General features: G+C 65.6%; 13 protein-coding genes. 7 read left to right on the forward strand and 6 right to left on the reverse strand.

What is annotated here, in order from left to right; translation table 11 throughout:
- Window positions 1-109: 109 nt before the first annotated feature.
- Entirely contained in the window at window positions 110-862 is a 753-nt protein-coding gene (locus tag K1X74_01555) for a TIM barrel protein (protein MBX7165010.1), read from the reverse strand.
- Between the two features lie 394 nt (window positions 863-1,256).
- On the opposite strand from K1X74_01555, the gene sppA reads away from it, so the two are divergent.
- Entirely contained in the window at window positions 1,257-2,354 is a 1,098-nt protein-coding gene (gene sppA / locus K1X74_01560) for a signal peptide peptidase SppA (protein ID MBX7165011.1), read from the forward strand.
- Here sppA and K1X74_01565 read toward each other — a convergent pair.
- Entirely contained in the window at window positions 2,315-2,839 is a 525-nt protein-coding gene (locus K1X74_01565; GenBank protein MBX7165012.1) for a GNAT family N-acetyltransferase, read from the reverse strand. The two genes, sppA and K1X74_01565, sit on opposite strands and share 40 nt — an antisense overlap.
- 220 nt (window positions 2,840-3,059) lie before the next feature.
- Between K1X74_01565 and K1X74_01570 the strand changes: the two genes are divergently transcribed.
- The 6 genes from K1X74_01570 to glnA all read left to right on the forward strand — a co-directional run bounded on the left by K1X74_01570 (window position 3,060) and on the right by glnA (window position 13,554).
- Entirely contained in the window at window positions 3,060-4,625 is a 1,566-nt protein-coding gene (locus tag K1X74_01570) for a hypothetical protein (protein ID MBX7165013.1), read from the forward strand.
- 142 nt (window positions 4,626-4,767) lie between these two features.
- The gene (locus K1X74_01575; GenBank protein ID MBX7165014.1) at window positions 4,768-5,811 is read left to right on the forward strand and encodes a Gfo/Idh/MocA family oxidoreductase; all 1,044 of its coding nucleotides are present in this window, start codon (window positions 4,768-4,770) and stop codon (window positions 5,809-5,811) included.
- 629 nt (window positions 5,812-6,440) lie between these two features.
- A complete protein-coding gene (locus K1X74_01580; GenBank protein MBX7165015.1) occupies window positions 6,441-8,105 on the forward strand; it encodes a S41 family peptidase in 1,665 nt (554 codons plus the stop codon).
- Between the two features lie 24 nt (window positions 8,106-8,129).
- A complete protein-coding gene (locus K1X74_01585) occupies window positions 8,130-8,993 on the forward strand; it encodes a hypothetical protein (GenBank protein ID MBX7165016.1) in 864 nt (287 codons plus the stop codon).
- Between the two features lie 219 nt (window positions 8,994-9,212).
- A complete protein-coding gene (locus K1X74_01590; protein ID MBX7165017.1) occupies window positions 9,213-11,789 on the forward strand; it encodes an MMPL family transporter in 2,577 nt (858 codons plus the stop codon).
- A 352-nt stretch (window positions 11,790-12,141) separates the two neighbouring features.
- Window positions 12,142-13,554, forward strand: a complete 1,413-nt coding sequence (gene glnA, locus K1X74_01595; protein MBX7165018.1) for a type I glutamate--ammonia ligase — start codon at window positions 12,142-12,144, stop codon at window positions 13,552-13,554.
- A gap of 117 nt (window positions 13,555-13,671) precedes the next feature.
- On the opposite strand, the gene K1X74_01600 is transcribed toward glnA, so the two are convergent.
- The 4 genes from K1X74_01600 to K1X74_01615 form a co-directional block, all read right to left on the reverse strand.
- Window positions 13,672-14,121: a hypothetical protein gene (locus K1X74_01600; GenBank protein MBX7165019.1), complete on the reverse strand. Its 450-nt coding sequence runs from the start codon at window positions 14,119-14,121 to the stop codon at window positions 13,672-13,674.
- 145 nt (window positions 14,122-14,266) lie between these two features.
- Entirely contained in the window at window positions 14,267-14,788 is a 522-nt protein-coding gene (locus K1X74_01605; protein ID MBX7165020.1) for a hypothetical protein, read from the reverse strand.
- Complete coding sequence (locus tag K1X74_01610) at window positions 14,785-15,249, reverse strand: hypothetical protein (GenBank protein MBX7165021.1); 465 nt, start codon at window positions 15,247-15,249, stop codon at window positions 14,785-14,787. Before K1X74_01610 ends, K1X74_01605 begins: the two co-directional genes overlap by 4 nt.
- 21 nt (window positions 15,250-15,270) lie before the next feature.
- Window positions 15,271-16,161 (reverse strand): uracil-DNA glycosylase, encoded by an 891-nt coding sequence (locus K1X74_01615; GenBank protein ID MBX7165022.1) that lies wholly within the window; start codon window positions 16,159-16,161, stop codon window positions 15,271-15,273.
- Window positions 16,162-16,290 lie beyond the last annotated feature (129 nt).

The following is a 16,290-nucleotide window of genomic DNA, read 5'->3' on the forward strand; positions in this document are numbered from 1 at the left end:
CGCCGAGAAAAATTTGAACCCCTCGCGCGCAAGCGTAGGCCAAGCACATCCCCACCCGCTTCGGCCTCGCTTGCTCGCGTTTTTTTGCGCGGCCGCGAAATCTCGAGCCCTACAGCAAGCTCTCGAGCAGCAGCCGGAGTTTGCGCATTTCGGCGAAGTGGTCGACCTCCGGATTGACCGTGTCGAGAATATCGACGGTCAAGGCCCGGCTGTAGTGGTACTTGCCCAACTGGTTGACCAGCCGGCCATATTCGACATTGCCCTGCCCTACGCGCACCTGCAACTGGTCCTTCGACGTGTCGCGCAATTGCACGTGGTAGACGTGCTTGAGCACCTGTTCGTAGCCATTGGTGAACGGACCGCAGATGTAATGGCTCGGGTCGAGCGTGATGCCCAGGCCCTTGACGTTGTCGCACAGCACGACCGCCGTGTCGGGATCTTGCGTGATGCGGCCGACCTCCGTCTTGACGCTGACCAACACGCCCTCGAGCGAGGCAATCCGCACCAGCTCACGCAGCCGCTCGATCTCGGCGTTGAAGGGCGTGCCCAACTCGGCCGCCGGCACGGTGAGCGAAACCACCTTGGTCGCCTTGGCCAATTTGCAGCACGACGAGAACTGGGCGTAGTACTCGTCCCCCTCGGCGTCGATGTCGACGACGTAAGCCACCGGCGTCAGCCGATGCGTCTCGCGGCAGTTGAGAATCGCGTTCTCCAGGTCGGCATGGACCTGCGAGGGGCGCAATTGCCGCGACTTCTCCCGCAGCACGATTTCGACCCGGCTGTATTCCAGGTCGCCGATGCGCGCCAGCGCGTCTTGCAGCGGCAATTGCGAAAAACACTCCGTCGATGCGGCAACAAACACTCCGTTTACCTCCTGGGCAGTCAGGCCCGCGGCTTGGGCGTCGACAGCGACGCCGGACGTTCTCGGGCCGGCGACCTTCCTGGCGCTTGTCCAGTGCGTCGCCCTGGGTGCGGCGGCCTGCACGCCCTCCGTGAGCGAAGCCCTGGGCCGATCCGCGCAACATTCCATCGCGCCGCGTAGCTTACCGGCCGCACCGTCCGGCTGGCAACACCGAGCCGCAGAAAGCCCATGCCGCATCAGCAGTTACCGCCCGCGAATCCCTGACGCGAGCAGAATCTGCCGCACGCGCGGGACTTGCGGCGCGGGGACGCGGAATGCAAAGTGCTGCAGCGTACAATGGCGGCTTGTTGAAATCGCGGTCACCACGAACCTAGACGCGCCTGCACCGACACTCATGGAAACTTCCTCGACGCCCGAGCCTGTCTCGCCCCCCCCTGCCGCGACTCCCACGCACACGGCAACCGTGCTTCCGGTCGTGCAGAAGATCATCCTCGAACAGTCCCGGCGGGGCTGGTTCTGGTGGTGGCTGTTGATCATCGCGCTGGCCGTTTCGCTGTTTTACAACTTCGAGCTGCGCCAGCGCTACGAGCGCTATTTCAGCACCGCCGACGCGCCCAAGGAAAAATACCACTCGCTGAGCAAGACGGCCGAAGACAAGGTCGCCATTATCCGCATCGAGGGCACGATCCTCGACCAGGACTCGTTTGCCAAGGACCAGATCGACGAGGTCCGCCGAGACACCGACGTCAAGGCCGTCGTGCTCCGCGTCGACTCGCCCGGCGGCACCGTCACGGCCAGCGACTATCTCTATCACCACCTCGTCGAGCTGCTTGCCAAGCGCGACATCCCGTTGGTGGTGAGCATGGGCGGTCTGGCCGCCAGCGGCGGTTACTACGTCGCCATGGCCTGTGGCGATCGGCCCGACGTCGTCTATGCCGAGCCCACGACCTGGTGCGGCTCGATCGGCGTCGTGATCCCGCACTACAACGTGGCGGGCCTGATGGAGGAATGGAAGATCCAGGAAGACTCGATCAAATCGCACCCGCTCAAGACGCTCGGCTCGTTCACCAAGGCGATGAGCGAGGAAGAACGGACCATCCTGCAAAAGCTGGTCGACGAGGGCTTTCGGCGGTTCAAGGAAGTCGTCGCCGCCGGACGTCCCAAGCTGCGCGCCGACGCGGCCCTGCTCGACAAGGTCGCCACGGGTCAGGTGTTTGCCACGACCGAAGCCATCGACCTGGGCCTGGTCGACAAGCAAGGCTTTCTCGAAGACGCGATCAACCGCGCCATCGAGCTGGCCAGTCTCGATCGCAACGAGGTGCGCGTCGTCGAATACGAGCAGGACGAAGAATTGATCGACGCGCTGCTCTCGTCCGCGTCGGCGCCGCAACGGCGCAGCGAATGGGAACGGCTGGCCGAATTGGCCGTCCCCCGGGCCTATTATCTTTGGACTCAACTGCCCGGTGTGTCGTTCGACGCGCTCAAGCCGTAGACCGAGACCTCGCGCCCACGGAAGGGCAGGCTGCGATCGAACTGCATGCCGAGCTTTTCGGCTACGCGGATCGACGCGTGATTGGCCGGGCGAATCAGGCTGATCAGCCGCGGAGCGCCGAGCACTTCGAAACCCCATTGCACCGCCGCCCGGGCCGCCTCGGGCGCGAAGCCCTGGCCCCAGTGCTCGCGAGCCACGATCCAACCCGCCTCCAGGCCCGGCCACCCCTCGGGCCGGTGCAGCCCGATGCGCCCGATGAATCGCCCCGTGTCCTTCCGCTCGACGGCCCACAGGCCGAATCCGCGCAACTGCCAATGTCCCAAGACCATGGCCATCGAGCGCCAGGCGTCGTTACGGTCGGCCGTCGTGCCGTCGCCGATATAACGCATCGCCTCCTCATCGGCGAGGATACCGGCATAGCCGTCGAGGTCGGCCTCGACGAACTCGCGCATCACCAGCCGCGCCGTTTCGAGCCTGGGAATCATGATTCTATGTTCCTGCATATCGAGCACATCGGGATGCGATTAGGATACGCATCGCTAACGCTTCTCAACATCGGACTTTTCCATGCCCTTGCGTCGATCCAATAGCTATCGTCTCGGCACGTTGCCGGGCGCCTCGCGGCCACGCGCACTCGGACGCCTCGCGGTTGCGGCCGCATGCTTACTCGCAACCGCCGGTCCTACGTCGGCCGCCGAGACGTTGATGCGCCAAGTCACCTTCGAATTGACATTTGCCCAGCGCGATCTGGTCTGGCTGGGCGATCCTGGCTCGCCGACTGCGACCGTTTCGATCCGGCAGGGCAGCCGGCCGCTGGCGACCGACGTCTGCGTCGCCACCAGCACCATGAACAGCGACGCCGCCAACCGGCGCTATCTGCGCGAGGCTCGGATTGTCGAGCAAGGGGGAAACCGCACGGTCCATGCCTTCACGCGCGAGCGCGAACTGCCGGTCGGTACGCTCGACACCAACCAGCGGTTCACGCCGAACGAAAACTACATCCGGCGGCGCGACCTGCTGCCAAGTTGGCCCGAAGATCCGGCGCAGCTGCGGTTCGACCCGAACGAAGCCGCGATGTATTGCGAAGTCAAACCGGCGGGACCGGCAGTTCGCGAGGCTCTCGATTTTCTGCCGCTCGACCTGCGCGACTCGCAGGGCCAGCCGGCCGGCGGTACGTATTTCGTCCAGTTCTACCCAGGCGTGCAATACGGCACGGTGAAGCCGTCGACGGTCGTGCTGCGGCGAAACGGCGCCCCGCAGGATCAGTCTTTGGCCATGGCCAACGTGCCGGCGTCGTTCCGCCGCGAGCAGGTGCTGCTCGGTTCGTATGACAACCGCGCCGGCACGTACCTGCCGGAAAGCGCTTATCGACCCGGCGGCACCGCGCCCGAGGGCACCGAGCCGAGCGTCACGTTCACGCTCGCCGGGCAGTTCACCGACGCGATCGACGCGACGGGGCCGGCGCTGGTGCTCTCGGCTCCGGCACCCGCCGCCTCGACCGTTCCCGCCGTCGCGGCGCCGACCACGATCGCCATCGACGGCAATTTTGACGATTGGCGCAACATCGCCGGTGTCGACGATCCGCGCGGCGACCTGGTGCCGTATCTCGATTACGTGGCCGACGTCGACTTGCTCGAGTTCAAGGTGGCGCACGACGAGCGGCATCTGTATCTCTATGCCCGCGTGGCGGGCCAGGTCGGCCGCACGCATCCCGACGGCGGGCGAAGCTATTTCTACGCCTACCTCGACGTCGATCAGAACTCGGGCACCGGCTTTCTGCCCACGCGCGACGACGACTGCTACTTCGGCGTCGACATTGGCGACGATTGCGAGGTGCAGTTCGAGTTCGTGAACAACGCCTTTCGCAAGACGTTCTACGGCTTTTGCGGCCTGGGCGGCGACGACGAGGTGCTACGCCAGATCGTCAAGCTCGGCCCCAGCCAATACGGCCGGCTCGACGAGCAAGGCCGCGAACGCGAGCACTACAAGGCCGAGTACACCTATCGCGACGGCCGCACCGAAATCACCGAGGACCTGAAGCTCGGCACCAGCGACACGATCCGCCTGGCCGTCTCGCCCGATGGGCGTGAGGTGGAAATCGCCTCGGAGTGGAAAGGCTTTCTCAAGGACGCCGACGGCCGCCCAATCCTCGGCCCCGGCCAGACGATCGACCTGGCCGCCGGAATGGAAAGCGACAGCCAACACCTCCCCGGCAAAACCCGCTGGGGCGCCGACAGCACCCGGGCGATTCGCGCGCATTCACTCAAGTGAAGGGGTCATGGCGAAGGCCTTCAACGACCATTTCCTGTCAAGAACACGGTCGCTATGATCGGCACGCGATCGCGAACGCTGTTGCGAGCCTCGCCGCGACCGTCTTGTGCCTGATCCTGCTGCTTTGACGAAAGCCCCTCGCATGCTGCGTATCGGTATTGCCGGCATTGGTTTCATGGGCATGATCCACTACCTCTCCTACGCCAAGGTGCGGGGAGCCAAGGTCGTGGCGCTGGCGGAGCCGGATGCCAAGCGCCGCGCCGGCGATTGGCGCGGCATCCAGGGCAACTTCGGGCCCGCCGGAACGCAGATGGACCTCAAGGGCGTGCGCACCTATGCCACGTTCGAGGAGCTGGCGGCCGACCCGGACCTCGACGTGATCGACGTCTGCCTGCCGCCGGCGCTGCATCCGGCGGCCACGGTCGCCGCGTTTGGCGGCGGCAAGGCCGTGTTCTGCGAAAAGCCCATCGCGCTGTCGACCGCCGCAGCGCAAAAGATGGTCGCCGCCGGCGAACGGGCCCAGCGCCCGTTGATGATCGGCCACGTGCTGCCGTTCTTTCCGGAGTATGCGTTTGCCTACAAGGCGGTCACCAGCGGCAAGTACGGCCGGCTGCTGGGCGGCCATTTCAAGCGGGTCATTTCCGATCCGTTGTGGCTGCGCGATTTCTGGGACCCCAAGAAGGTCGGCGGCCCGGTGCTCGACCTGCACATCCACGACGCGCATTTCATCCGCCTGCTGTGCGGCATGCCGACGAGCGTCACGAGCAACGGGCGGATGCGCGGCGAGTGCGTCGAATTTCTCAGCTCGCAGTTTCAGTTTGCCGATCGCGACCTGGCCGTGACGGCCACCAGCGGCGTGATCAACCAGCAAGGCCGCGGCTTCACGCACGGCTTCGAGATCCATCTCCAGCGGGCCACGCTGCTGTTCGACCTGGCGATGTATGCCGGCGGCAACATCGCCACGCCGCTCACGGTGCTCACCAAGGACGGCAAGGTCTTGCGGCCCGAGCTGGGCGGCGGCGACCCGATGGACGGCTTTGCGGCCGAGCTGACCGAGGTCGTGCGCGCCCTGCGCAGCGGCAAACCGTCGCCGATTCTGAGCGGCGATCTGGCCCGCGATGCGCTGGTGATGTGCCAGAAGGAAAGCCAATCGGTGCGCACCGGCAAACCGGTGAAGATCGGCTGACGGCTGACCAGGCCGAGCGATCCCCCGGCGGCGCCGTGCCAGCAGCCTGCGGAGAAAAAATCGCACGACCCCGCGATCCATCTGCAGCGCATCGTCGTAGGAAACTCTACGGACGCTAACGCCACGCCAAGGTTGGCCCTGGCGATCGCGAGACGGCCACCGCCCTTGTGGCGGCGACTCTACTCACAACGCTCGTTGTGCCGTCCTTGCCGGTTCTGCCGGCCGGAGCGCGGAGAGGCCCCCCGGCCCCGTGCAATCGGCACGCAGTACCGCAAGCATCGCGGTCGGTCCATGCGGTTTTGTTGCTTCGCCGCGCGCAATCGGTGCGCGTGCTAGCATGTCGCACGGGTTGTGCGGATCATGCAGCAAACCGGCGGAAAATCGCGGGATTTCTGGCCCCAGGCTTTTTTGACGAGGGCGATAGCGTGTTCTATATTTTCGATGGCAGCTTCTCGACCCAGGGGTTGCTGCGCCCACTTTGGACGTGCCTGAACGTGTCCGCCGCGCGACCTGCCGACGCTCGCCCCGCCGAACGGTCGCCCGCACTGCCCGAGATTCCGCCTCCCCCGGCCGGACTCGAGCCAGGTGCCAGCGGTGGCGACGCGCCTCCCCGACGGAAAGACAGGACTATGCAACGCTGGGTCGAGAAGCACCTTCTCGCGTGCCTCGCTGCGGCCGTTTTCTGGACTACCCCTGCTGCGCCGGCACTGGCTCAACAGGCGGACCCCCCGCGCGTTCAAGCCGACGCGCTCGACGACGCGATGCTCGAGCAATTGCTCTCGCGTGGTCGGCAGTTCGAAGTCGAGCGCCGCTGGGGCGAGGCCCTGGCCCACTATGAAGAGGCCCTGCACGAGTGGCCCGACGCCCGCCCGCTGCGGCAGCGCTTCGAGCTGGCCAAGCTGCATTACGACCACGGCCGGCGCTACGCCGACACCAGCTTCCGCAATGCCACGCGGCAGATGGCCGGCGAAGAAGCGCTGCACCTCTACAACGAAGTGCTGCTGAAGATTCAGTCGCACTACGTGCAAGAGCCCAACTGGAAACGGCTGGTGCAATGGGGCACCAGTGCCCTGGAGGTCGCGCTGACCGAGCCGACGTTCCTCTCCAGCCAGGTGGCGCCCGGCATGACGGCCGCGCAAATCGACGACTTCCGCCGCCAGTTGCGCGACTGGGTCAACGCCCAGGCGGTGCCCGGGCGGCTCGAGGCCCGCGAGGCCGTGGCTTCGGCGGCCCGCATGGCCGAGCGTCAATTGGGCCTGCGTGAAAGCATCACCGTCCTCGAATACACCTGCGGCGCGACCAACTCGCTCGACGACTACTCGACCTTCCTCACGGCCGACCAGCTCGACGAGGTCTACTCGCAGATCGACGGCAACTTCGTCGGCCTCGGCATCGAGCTCAAATCGAACGGCGGCGTGCTGGTGATCGTCAACGTCATCACGGGCAGCCCGGCCGATCGCCAGGGCATCCTGGCTGGCGACGAGATCGTCGCGATCGAAGGCCGGAATACGTCCGAGCTATCGACCGACCAGGCGGCCGCGTTGCTGCAAGGCCAGGAAGGATCGCAGGTGCAGTTGACCGCCGTCACGCCGGGCGGCCGGCCGCGCACGGTGGCCATTCGCCGCGAACACGTCGATGTGCCCAGCATCGACGACGTGCACATCCTCGACCCGGACCAGGGCATCGGCTATCTCAAGCTCACCTGCTTCCAGAAGACAACGACTCGCGACCTGGACGACGCCCTGTGGAAGCTGCACCGCGAAGGCATGAAGAGCCTGGTGATGGACCTCCGCGGCAACCCCGGTGGGCTGCTCACCACGAGCGTCGAAGTGGCCGACAAGTTTGTCGAGCGCGGCACGATCGTCTCGACCCGCGGCCGCAACCCGCACGAGGATTTCACCTACTCGGCGCACCTCAACGGCACCTGGCAGATTCCGTTGGCCGTGCTGATCGACGGCGACAGCGCCAGCGCCAGCGAGATCTTCGCCGGCTGCATCCGCGATCATCAGCGGGGCCTGATCATCGGCGACCGCAGCTACGGCAAAGGCTCGGTCCAAGGGATCTTTCCGCTCTCGCCGGTCGCCAATCTGCCGGCCGCCGGGTTGCGTCTGACCACGGCGCGGTTCTACTCGCCACTGGGGCGCCCCTACAGCAAGGTGGGCGTCGAACCGGACCTGAAGGTTCAACTGACGGCGCGCCCGGTCGCTGGCGAAGTGCCCGGCTCGCAGGAAGACGCGGTCGTCGTCGCCGCGGTGAATGCCCTGCGTCGGCAACTGGCGCGGCGCAATCCGTAATCTGTTCGCGATGGCGGCGCGACGATGCCTGACGCCGCCACTCCGCAGCGCTGGACTCTCGACGGACCCTACCACGGCATGGCCGTGGCCCGCGAGCACCGCTGGGTGCTGGCCTGGCACCGCGACGGCCGTGTGCAGTTGCTGGACTCCGCCGGAGCGCCCCTTGCCGAGCGGACGCTGCCCGTCGCCATCGCTGCGGCCGATATCAGCGACGACGGCCGCATCGTGGCCATCGCTGCGGCGTCCGGCAAGTTGTATTGGTTCGACCGCTCGCTGACCCGCCGGCGCATGGACACGCTGCCTGCAGCGCCGCGCGTCGTCGCGCTCAACGTCGATGGCAGTCACTGTGCCGTCGCCTTGGCCAACGGCCCCATCCTCTTGTTGAACTGCTATGGCCAGTCGCAGGGCACCGCCCCCTCGGTGCGCTTGGTCGACCGGCTGCTGTTCGCCGACGAGGAGCCCGCCCTGTTGGCCCTCAGCGAACAGGGCCAGTTGTCCTGGTATGAACCCGACGGCGTTGTGCGATTTTCTTCGCACCTGGCCCTTCGGGCCTCGGATCTGGCAACCACCGCGGTGCCCAGCAGCCTGTGGGTCGCGGCGCCGGCGTTGGGGCTTTTGCGATTCGACCGGCGCGGCGAATCGCTGCCGCCAGGTCCCCCGGTCGCCGGACCGGCCGAGCTGGCCCTGTCAGCGTCAGGCGACCGGCTGCTCGTGGCATCGCTCGCGCCGGAACTCGTGTTGTTGACGCCCGGCGGCGAGGTGTTGCATCGCGAGCCGCTGCCGTCCTTGCCGGCCCGAGCCGATATGGACCCGCTGGCCCGGCGCGCCTGGTGCCTGCTGGAAAACGGCCAGCTTCAATCAGTGCCGCTGCTGTCGGGTAAAGGCTAGCTGCGAACCCCTCATTCGGGCGGCATTTGCTTGGCGACCTGTAAACAGTCGATTAGGATCAAGGGCTTGTTCAGCCGGCCGGGGCACAGCAATTAAGGGATTTCCTGCCTCACGCATTCACGGATGGCCGACGACTAAAGAGGGCGTTTTCGAGCTCAGCAGGACTTGGGCCGGCGTCGCACGTGTGCAAAACGCCCGTCGCAGACGGTCGAACGCAAGATGTTTCAGCGGTTCGCGGCTATCGTCACGCGGTACTGGTATGCCGTCATCCTCGGCTGGGTGGCGCTCGCCTGGGGGATCAACCATGTGGCCCCCGTCTGGGACCACATCACCCAGGACGGCGACCTGGTCTATCTACCGGGGCGAATGACGACCATTCGCGGCCTGGAGGTCCTGGCCCAGGCGTTTCCGAACACCAAGGCCAACAGCCAGATGGTGCTCGTCGTCGAGCGGCCAGGCATGGCGCTGGCGGCGGCCGATTTCGCCGTCACCGAAGACCTCTCGACGCTGTTCCGCGACCTGGTTGTCGATGGCGATGTCCCGCCTAGCGACGACCCGGCCTGGCGGCGGCAAGTAACTGCCGATTATGCGCAACTGCTGGGGACCGCCCCCGATGCGCTCTCGTCGACCCAGCGGGCGACCCTCGATGCGCTGATCGCGGCGTTTCGGCCGGCGGCACCGCTCCAGCCGCCGCTGGTCGAGGTTTGGGACCGGGGTGACGAGGTGGTCGGCGAAAAGCTGACCAGCGCCGCGTCGAAAAACGGCCAGGCCTCGCTGGTGCTGCTCCACCTGACCACCGAGTTCATGACGACCAGCAACATGCAATTGCTGGCCGCGGTGAATCACACGCTCGACATGGCGGCCGCCGCTCCGCGGCTGCCGTCGGGCCTGAAGTTGGGCATTTCCGGTTCGGCCGCCATCGGCGCCGACACGCTCACTTCGGCCCAGGAAAGCATCACCAATATCGAGCTGACCACGGTCGTGCTCGTGTTGGCCATCTTGATGTTCGTCTACCGCGCGCCGCTGCTGGTGCTCATCACGCTGGCCACGATGGTGGTCTCGGTCATGGTGGCGGTCGACTTCGTGGCCGCGCTCACGCAGGTTTCCTGGCTCGATTTCAAGATCTTCAAGACGACGAAGATCTTCGTCGTGGTGATCCTGTTCGGCGCCGGGACCGACTACTGCCTGTTCTTGATTGCCCGCTATCGCGAAGAGCTCAATCGCGGTCTCGACAAACACGCCGCAGTGACCACAGCGCTCGGCCAGGTGGGACATGCCGTGGTCGGCAGCGCACTGACGGTCGTCTTTGGGCTGGGCATGATGTACTTCGCCGATTTCGGCAAGTTCCGCTACAGCGGACCAGCCATTGCCATGTGCCTGTCGGTGTGCCTCGTGGCCTGCCTGACGTTGACGCCCGCGCTGCTGCGGGCCGCGGGCCCCTGGGTGTTCTGGCCGTGGGGTCTGAAGCGCTCGAGCAACGCCGTTTCCAGCGGCGACGAGACCGAAGATGAAGACGAAGGCAGCCGGTTCTGGCGCTGGGCCGCCGACAAGATGCTTGCCCGGCCCGGGCTGATCCTGACGGTGAGCGTCCTGCTCATGGCCCCGTTTGCCTGGATCGGGCGCGACGTGCCAATCAGCTACGACCTGCTGACGGACCTGGCGCCGCATCGGGCCAGCGTGCTGGGCACGCAGATGCTGCGGCGGCACTTCGACCCCGGCGACATCGGTCCGGCCACCGTCATCGCGCATCTGCCCGGCACCAACTTCGACACGCCGGCCGGCCGACGGATGATCACCGATCTGTCCAAGCAATTGGCCGCGATCCCCGGGGTCGCCAAGGTCCGCAGCCTGACCCAACCCACCGGCGATCCACCGCGGCGTTATGGCCTCAGCGGCGGTGGTTTGCGCCGGGCGACGATCAAGGTTCACCCGCGGACCCGCGCGGCCTATCTCACCCAGGTGCCCGAGCTCGCCGGCAGCGTGACCCGGTTCGACCTGGTGTTTCGTACCGACCCATTTGCCCGGGCGAGCGTCGCCCTGCTCAACACGGTCGACGAGCACCTCAAGGAGATCACCAAGACGAAATCTTCGCCCTGGCACAAGGCCGAGTTCGATTTCGTCGGCACGACGCCCGGCATCCGCGACCTCGAGGCCGTGGTCCACAGCGACACGCGGCTGATCCAGAAGCTGGTGGTGATCGCCGTGTTGGGCGTGCTGATCGTGCTGGTGCGGCAGCCGCTACTGTGCCTGTACCTGATCATCTCGGTGGTGTTCAGCTACCTGGTGACGATCGGCGCCACCGAGCTGGTTTTCGGCTGGATCTACGGCGAGACCTTTGCGGGCATGGATTGGAAAGCGCCCTTGTTCTTGTTCGTGATCCTGATCGCCGTGGGCGAGGACTACAACATCTTCCTGACCACGCGGATCGTCGAAGAACAGGCCCGGCATGGCCTGCACGAAGGCCTGCGCGAGGCGGTGGTCCGCACCGGCGGGATCATCACCAGTTGCGGCCTGATCATGGCCGGCAGCTTTCTCTCGATGCTCACCGGCACCTTGCGGGGCATGCTCGAGTTGGGCTTCGCCCTGTCGCTGGGGGTGATCCTCGACACGTTCGTCGTACGGCCGGTGCTGGTGCCGTGCTTCTTGGCGCTGGTCTACCGGCTGCGCGGCCACCTGCACGCTCCGCCGCAACCGGCGGGCGTCGAAACCAAGACGGCCCCCTCCAAGGGCGCGCCTGCACGCAACGGCGAGCATCGGCCGCACGCCCCGACCCGCAGCGAATTGCCCGTTTCCTAGCGTTTCGCTGGGATTTCTGCCCTGCGCGCGTCGCGCGCAACGCCCCGTCGCCGCGCCCGGTGTTGCTCACACCTTGAGCACGGTGCACCGCTGCGTCAATTCAATCTTGTTCGCGTTGTAATTGGTTTCCGTTTACACGCTTGCGCACGACCGCCCGGCCGGCGACCTGACGATCACCCCTCGGCTGGCATGTCGCTTGCTCCTTGGGTCGTGACATCTGCGCCGCCTGGGGGTCCATGGCGCTTGCGAATCGCTCGGCGCTTGGGTCCGATGATGCCACGCCGGTCTCCGGCGCGCAGCTCCTTCTGGTTTCAGCTCCTTCTGGTTCTCTTCCGCGAAAGGGAAAACTCTCGTGACTCCCCATGAAGTGTTAGCGCTGTGTCGTGACAAAAACATCAAGGCCGTCGATCTGCGGTTCATGGACTTCCCGGGCATCTGGCAGCACTTCACGATCCCGGTGTCGAAGCTCGACGAGGACGTGTTCGAAAACGGCCTCGGCTTCGACGGCTCGAGCATCCGCGGCTGGCAGGCGATCAACGAGAGCGACATGATCCTCGTGCCGGTGCCCGAGACGGCCGTGATCGACCCGTTCACCTTGCTGCCGACCCTATCGATGATCTGCAACATCCAGGACCCGATTACGCGCGAGGATTACACGCGCGACCCCCGCAACGTGGCCCGCAAGGCCGTCAACTATCTGAAGAGCACCGGCATCGCCGACACCTGCTTCATCGGGCCCGAGGCCGAGTTCTTCATCTTTGACGACGTGCGGTTCGATCAGCGCAGCAACGAGGGCTACTACCACCTCGACAGCATCGAGGCCGAGTGGAACCGCGGCCGCGACGAGAAACCGAACCTGGGCCTCAAGCTGCGTCACAAGGAAGGCTACTTCCCGGTGCCGCCGGCCGACCAGTTGATGGATATCCGCAACGAGATGATGCAGACGATGATCGACTGCGGTCTCGACGTCGAGGCGCAGCATCACGAGGTGGCCACCGCCGGCCAGTCGGAAATCGACCTGCGGTTTCTCGAGCTGGTGAAAATGGGCGACGCGATGTGCATGTACAAGTACATCATCAAGAACGTCGCCCGGAAGTACGGCAAGACGGTCACGTTCATGCCCAAGCCCCTGTACGGCGACAACGGCTCGGGCATGCATACCCACATCTCGCTCTGGAAGGGCGGGCAACCGCTGTTCGCCGGCAGCGGCTATGCAGGCCTGAGCGAAATGGCCATGCACGGCATCGGCGGTTTGCTCAAGCATGCCGCCAGCATCCTGGCCTTCAGCAACCCGACCACGAACAGCTACAAGCGACTCGTGCCGGGCTACGAAGCGCCGGTCAACCTGGCCTACTCGCAGCGCAACCGCTCGGCGAGTGTGCGGATTCCGATGTACAGCCCCAGCCCGAAGGCCAAGCGGCTGGAGTTCCGCTGTCCTGATCCGAGCTGCAACCCCTACCTGGCCTTCTCGGCGATGCTGATGGCCGTGATCGATGGGATCCAGAACAAGATCCACCCCGGCGATCCGCTCGACAAGGATATCTACGACCTGCCGCCGGAAGAGCTGGCCAAGGTGCCCAAGACGCCCGGCTCGCTCGACGAGGCGCTCAACGCCCTGGCGGCCGATCACGAGTTCTTGCTGCGGGGCGAGGTGTTTACGCCCGACGTGGTCGATACCTGGATCGGCTACAAGCGGGAAAAAGAAGTCGACGCGATGCGCCTGCGGCCGCATCCGTACGAGTTCTGCCTGTACTACGACATTTAAGGACTAATCTGCCGCGGCGCGTTCCACTTGGGGTGCAACGCGCCAGTCCTTCGTGCCAGCGAGCCACGGTTCCCCCGAGCCGTGGCTCGCTCTTTTTCGCGCGGGCGCAGCGGCGGTTCAAGATCCGGTCGATGCGGCGATCGATCGCCCGGCGTCGTAACGGTCGTGGAACCACGCGGCAAGCAGGCCTGCAAGATTTGCGATCACGAGTCCGGCCAAGACATGATACGTGGCCGCGGCATACTCCACCGAATAGAGGTGCCAGAATCTCTCACTGCTATACGAGAACCCCCTGATACTGAAACTGGTTTCGTGTCCGAACAGCCCCAGCAACGGCTCGCAAGAGAGGTCGACCAGGTACCTGGCGATTGATTCCTCCATTTCCGTCGACCAGCAGGCGCCGAGCATGAACCCCACGGCAAAGGCCCGATTTCGTCCACCGGTCCCAGCGGCCACCCCCATGGCAAGTAAAACGCTGACGAGATAAATCACCCACCAGACGCACGTCCACCCGGCATTGGCAAAGCCCAAGGAAACAAATGCCAGCGCCGCGAAGGCCATCGCCACCAGCAGCCTGCGCGGAGCGATTCGCCAAGACACTTGCAGCGGCGCGATTGCTGGATGAGTCGGTTTGAGCGTCACGGCGTCAGTTCATCGATCGCGATCTGTTCTTCAACGGCGATCGTGGCGCGCACCATCCCGATGCGTCTGTTCAAGCGGCCGCCGAAGCTTCGGCCGAACGCGCGGCGTGGTAACGGTCGTGGAACCACGCGGCAAGCAGGCCTGCGATGAAGCACACCAGCAGGCTGGCGATGCTTTGATAAACAGACGCCGCGTACTGTGCAGGGGTCAACGACCAGAATGCCGTGCTGCCAAAGGGCGGATCGGTGACTTCGCTGATGTCGTATCCCATCATCTGGAGCACGGGCTGACAAGCGAGTTCGATGGCGCTGGCAGCCATCGAGTCGTTCATCACGCTCGACCAGAAGGCGCCGAGAATGAACCCGATGGCAAAGGCCCGGCTTCGCCCGCCCGCGCCCGCGGCCGTCGACAAGGCCAACACGACGCAAGCGAAATGGATGGTTCCCCAGGCACAAGCCCACCATGCGTTGGCATACCTCAAAGCGGCAAACGCCAGCGCCGCGAGCACGGTGGCCAGCAGCAGCCCGCGGACCGTGAATCGCCAGACCGCTCGCGGCGGCGGGGTGATGGCATTTGCCGGTGCACTGCTCATGACGAGGCCGCCTCGCGCCCCGCGGTGCGTTGGCGGTGAATCTCCGCGGCCAGCCAACCGGCCGCGAGCGAACCGACGATGGACGCCGACGCATCGAAGATCTTGATGATGCAGTACGACGGATCCTGGTCCCAAACGGTTGCCTCGTAATCCCAGGTAGCGGCTTCGACCACCGGGTGGCGAAACGCCCGGCAGATCGCCGGGCCGAGCAGGTTGGTAAATCCGTAAAAGTCGCTGATGTTGATCGCCCAGTTGGCCAGAAAATAAGCCGCGGCGAACGACCGCCACAGTCCCCGCGCCGCCACCGCCACGGCGACGGCGACGAGCAGCGCCGCCTCGCGCAACAAGAGCATCGCGCTGGCCAGGGTGACCGACGCGCTGGCAAACCCCAAAAACGCCAACGCCGCCACGAACAACAGCGCGCGAATCACAAACCGCAGATCAGGTTGTCCGCCGGCCATACGGGTGCCCCCCGGGAAGATTTACTTTTTTTCCAGCACGATCCCCAGCTCGCGCATCAAGATCTTCATATCTTCCCAGACGTCCTTCTTGGCCGCCGGGTTGCGCAGCAGATACGCCGGATGATAGGTGCACCACACGCGCACGCCCCGATAATCGTGCCAGCGGTGGCGCAGCCGGCCGATCGATTCCTCGGTCTCCAGCAGCGTCTTGGCCGCTACCGAACCCAGGCAACAGATGAACTCGGGCCGGATCACCTCCAACTGCCGGTCGAGGTATCCGCGGCAGTTGGCCACCTCGTCGGGCAGCGGATTGCGGTTTTCCGGCGGCCGGCACTTGAGCACGTTGAGGATATAGACATCCTCGCGCCGCAGCGTGCAGGCCTCGATGATCTTGGTCAACAACTGGCCCGCGCGGCCGACGAACGGCTCGCCTTGGGCATCTTCGTCGGCACCCGGCGCCTCGCCGCAGAACACCAGCCGGGCCTTGGGGTTGCCCACTCCGAACACGGTTTGCGTGCGCGTCGAGGCCAGCTTTGAGCAGCGCGTGCACGCGGCCACCTCGCGGCGAATCACCTCCAGGCCCGCCACGCCGTCGGCCGCGCCCTGCTGGGAGGTCGCGCGGGCAGGTTCGCCTGCCTGCTTGGTCTGTACCGGGGGGGTCATGGGGAGCTGTTCCTCGATCGTGACTTCCTGTTCAACGGGCCCGGACGACTCCCCCGACCGCAACTGCTCGACGGTCCGCTCGACCGGCGTGGGCTTAGTTTCGGCTGGCGGGGGTGCGGACGTCGCGCCAGGCGACCAGCGCCCGCGCCCAAGCCACCGCACGCCTGCCCTTTCGAGCCGCTCGAGCCGGGCCAAGACTTGTTCAGTGCCCCACGGGGCTCTCGCGTCCTGGTGCGGCGAATTGCTCATCTCGGTGCAACCCCGGGGTTTACGGTCGACGCGGTCAATATATCGCCCCCTTCGCACCGCCGCACAGCCGCCGGCGCGGGGCGAACCATTCGCTCGGCGCGGCCGTCGGGTTAGGATTGCTGGAGGAAG

It is taken from the genome of Pirellulales bacterium, from assembly GCA_019694435.1.
GTDB lineage: Bacteria > Planctomycetota > Planctomycetia > Pirellulales > JAEUIK01 > JAIBBZ01.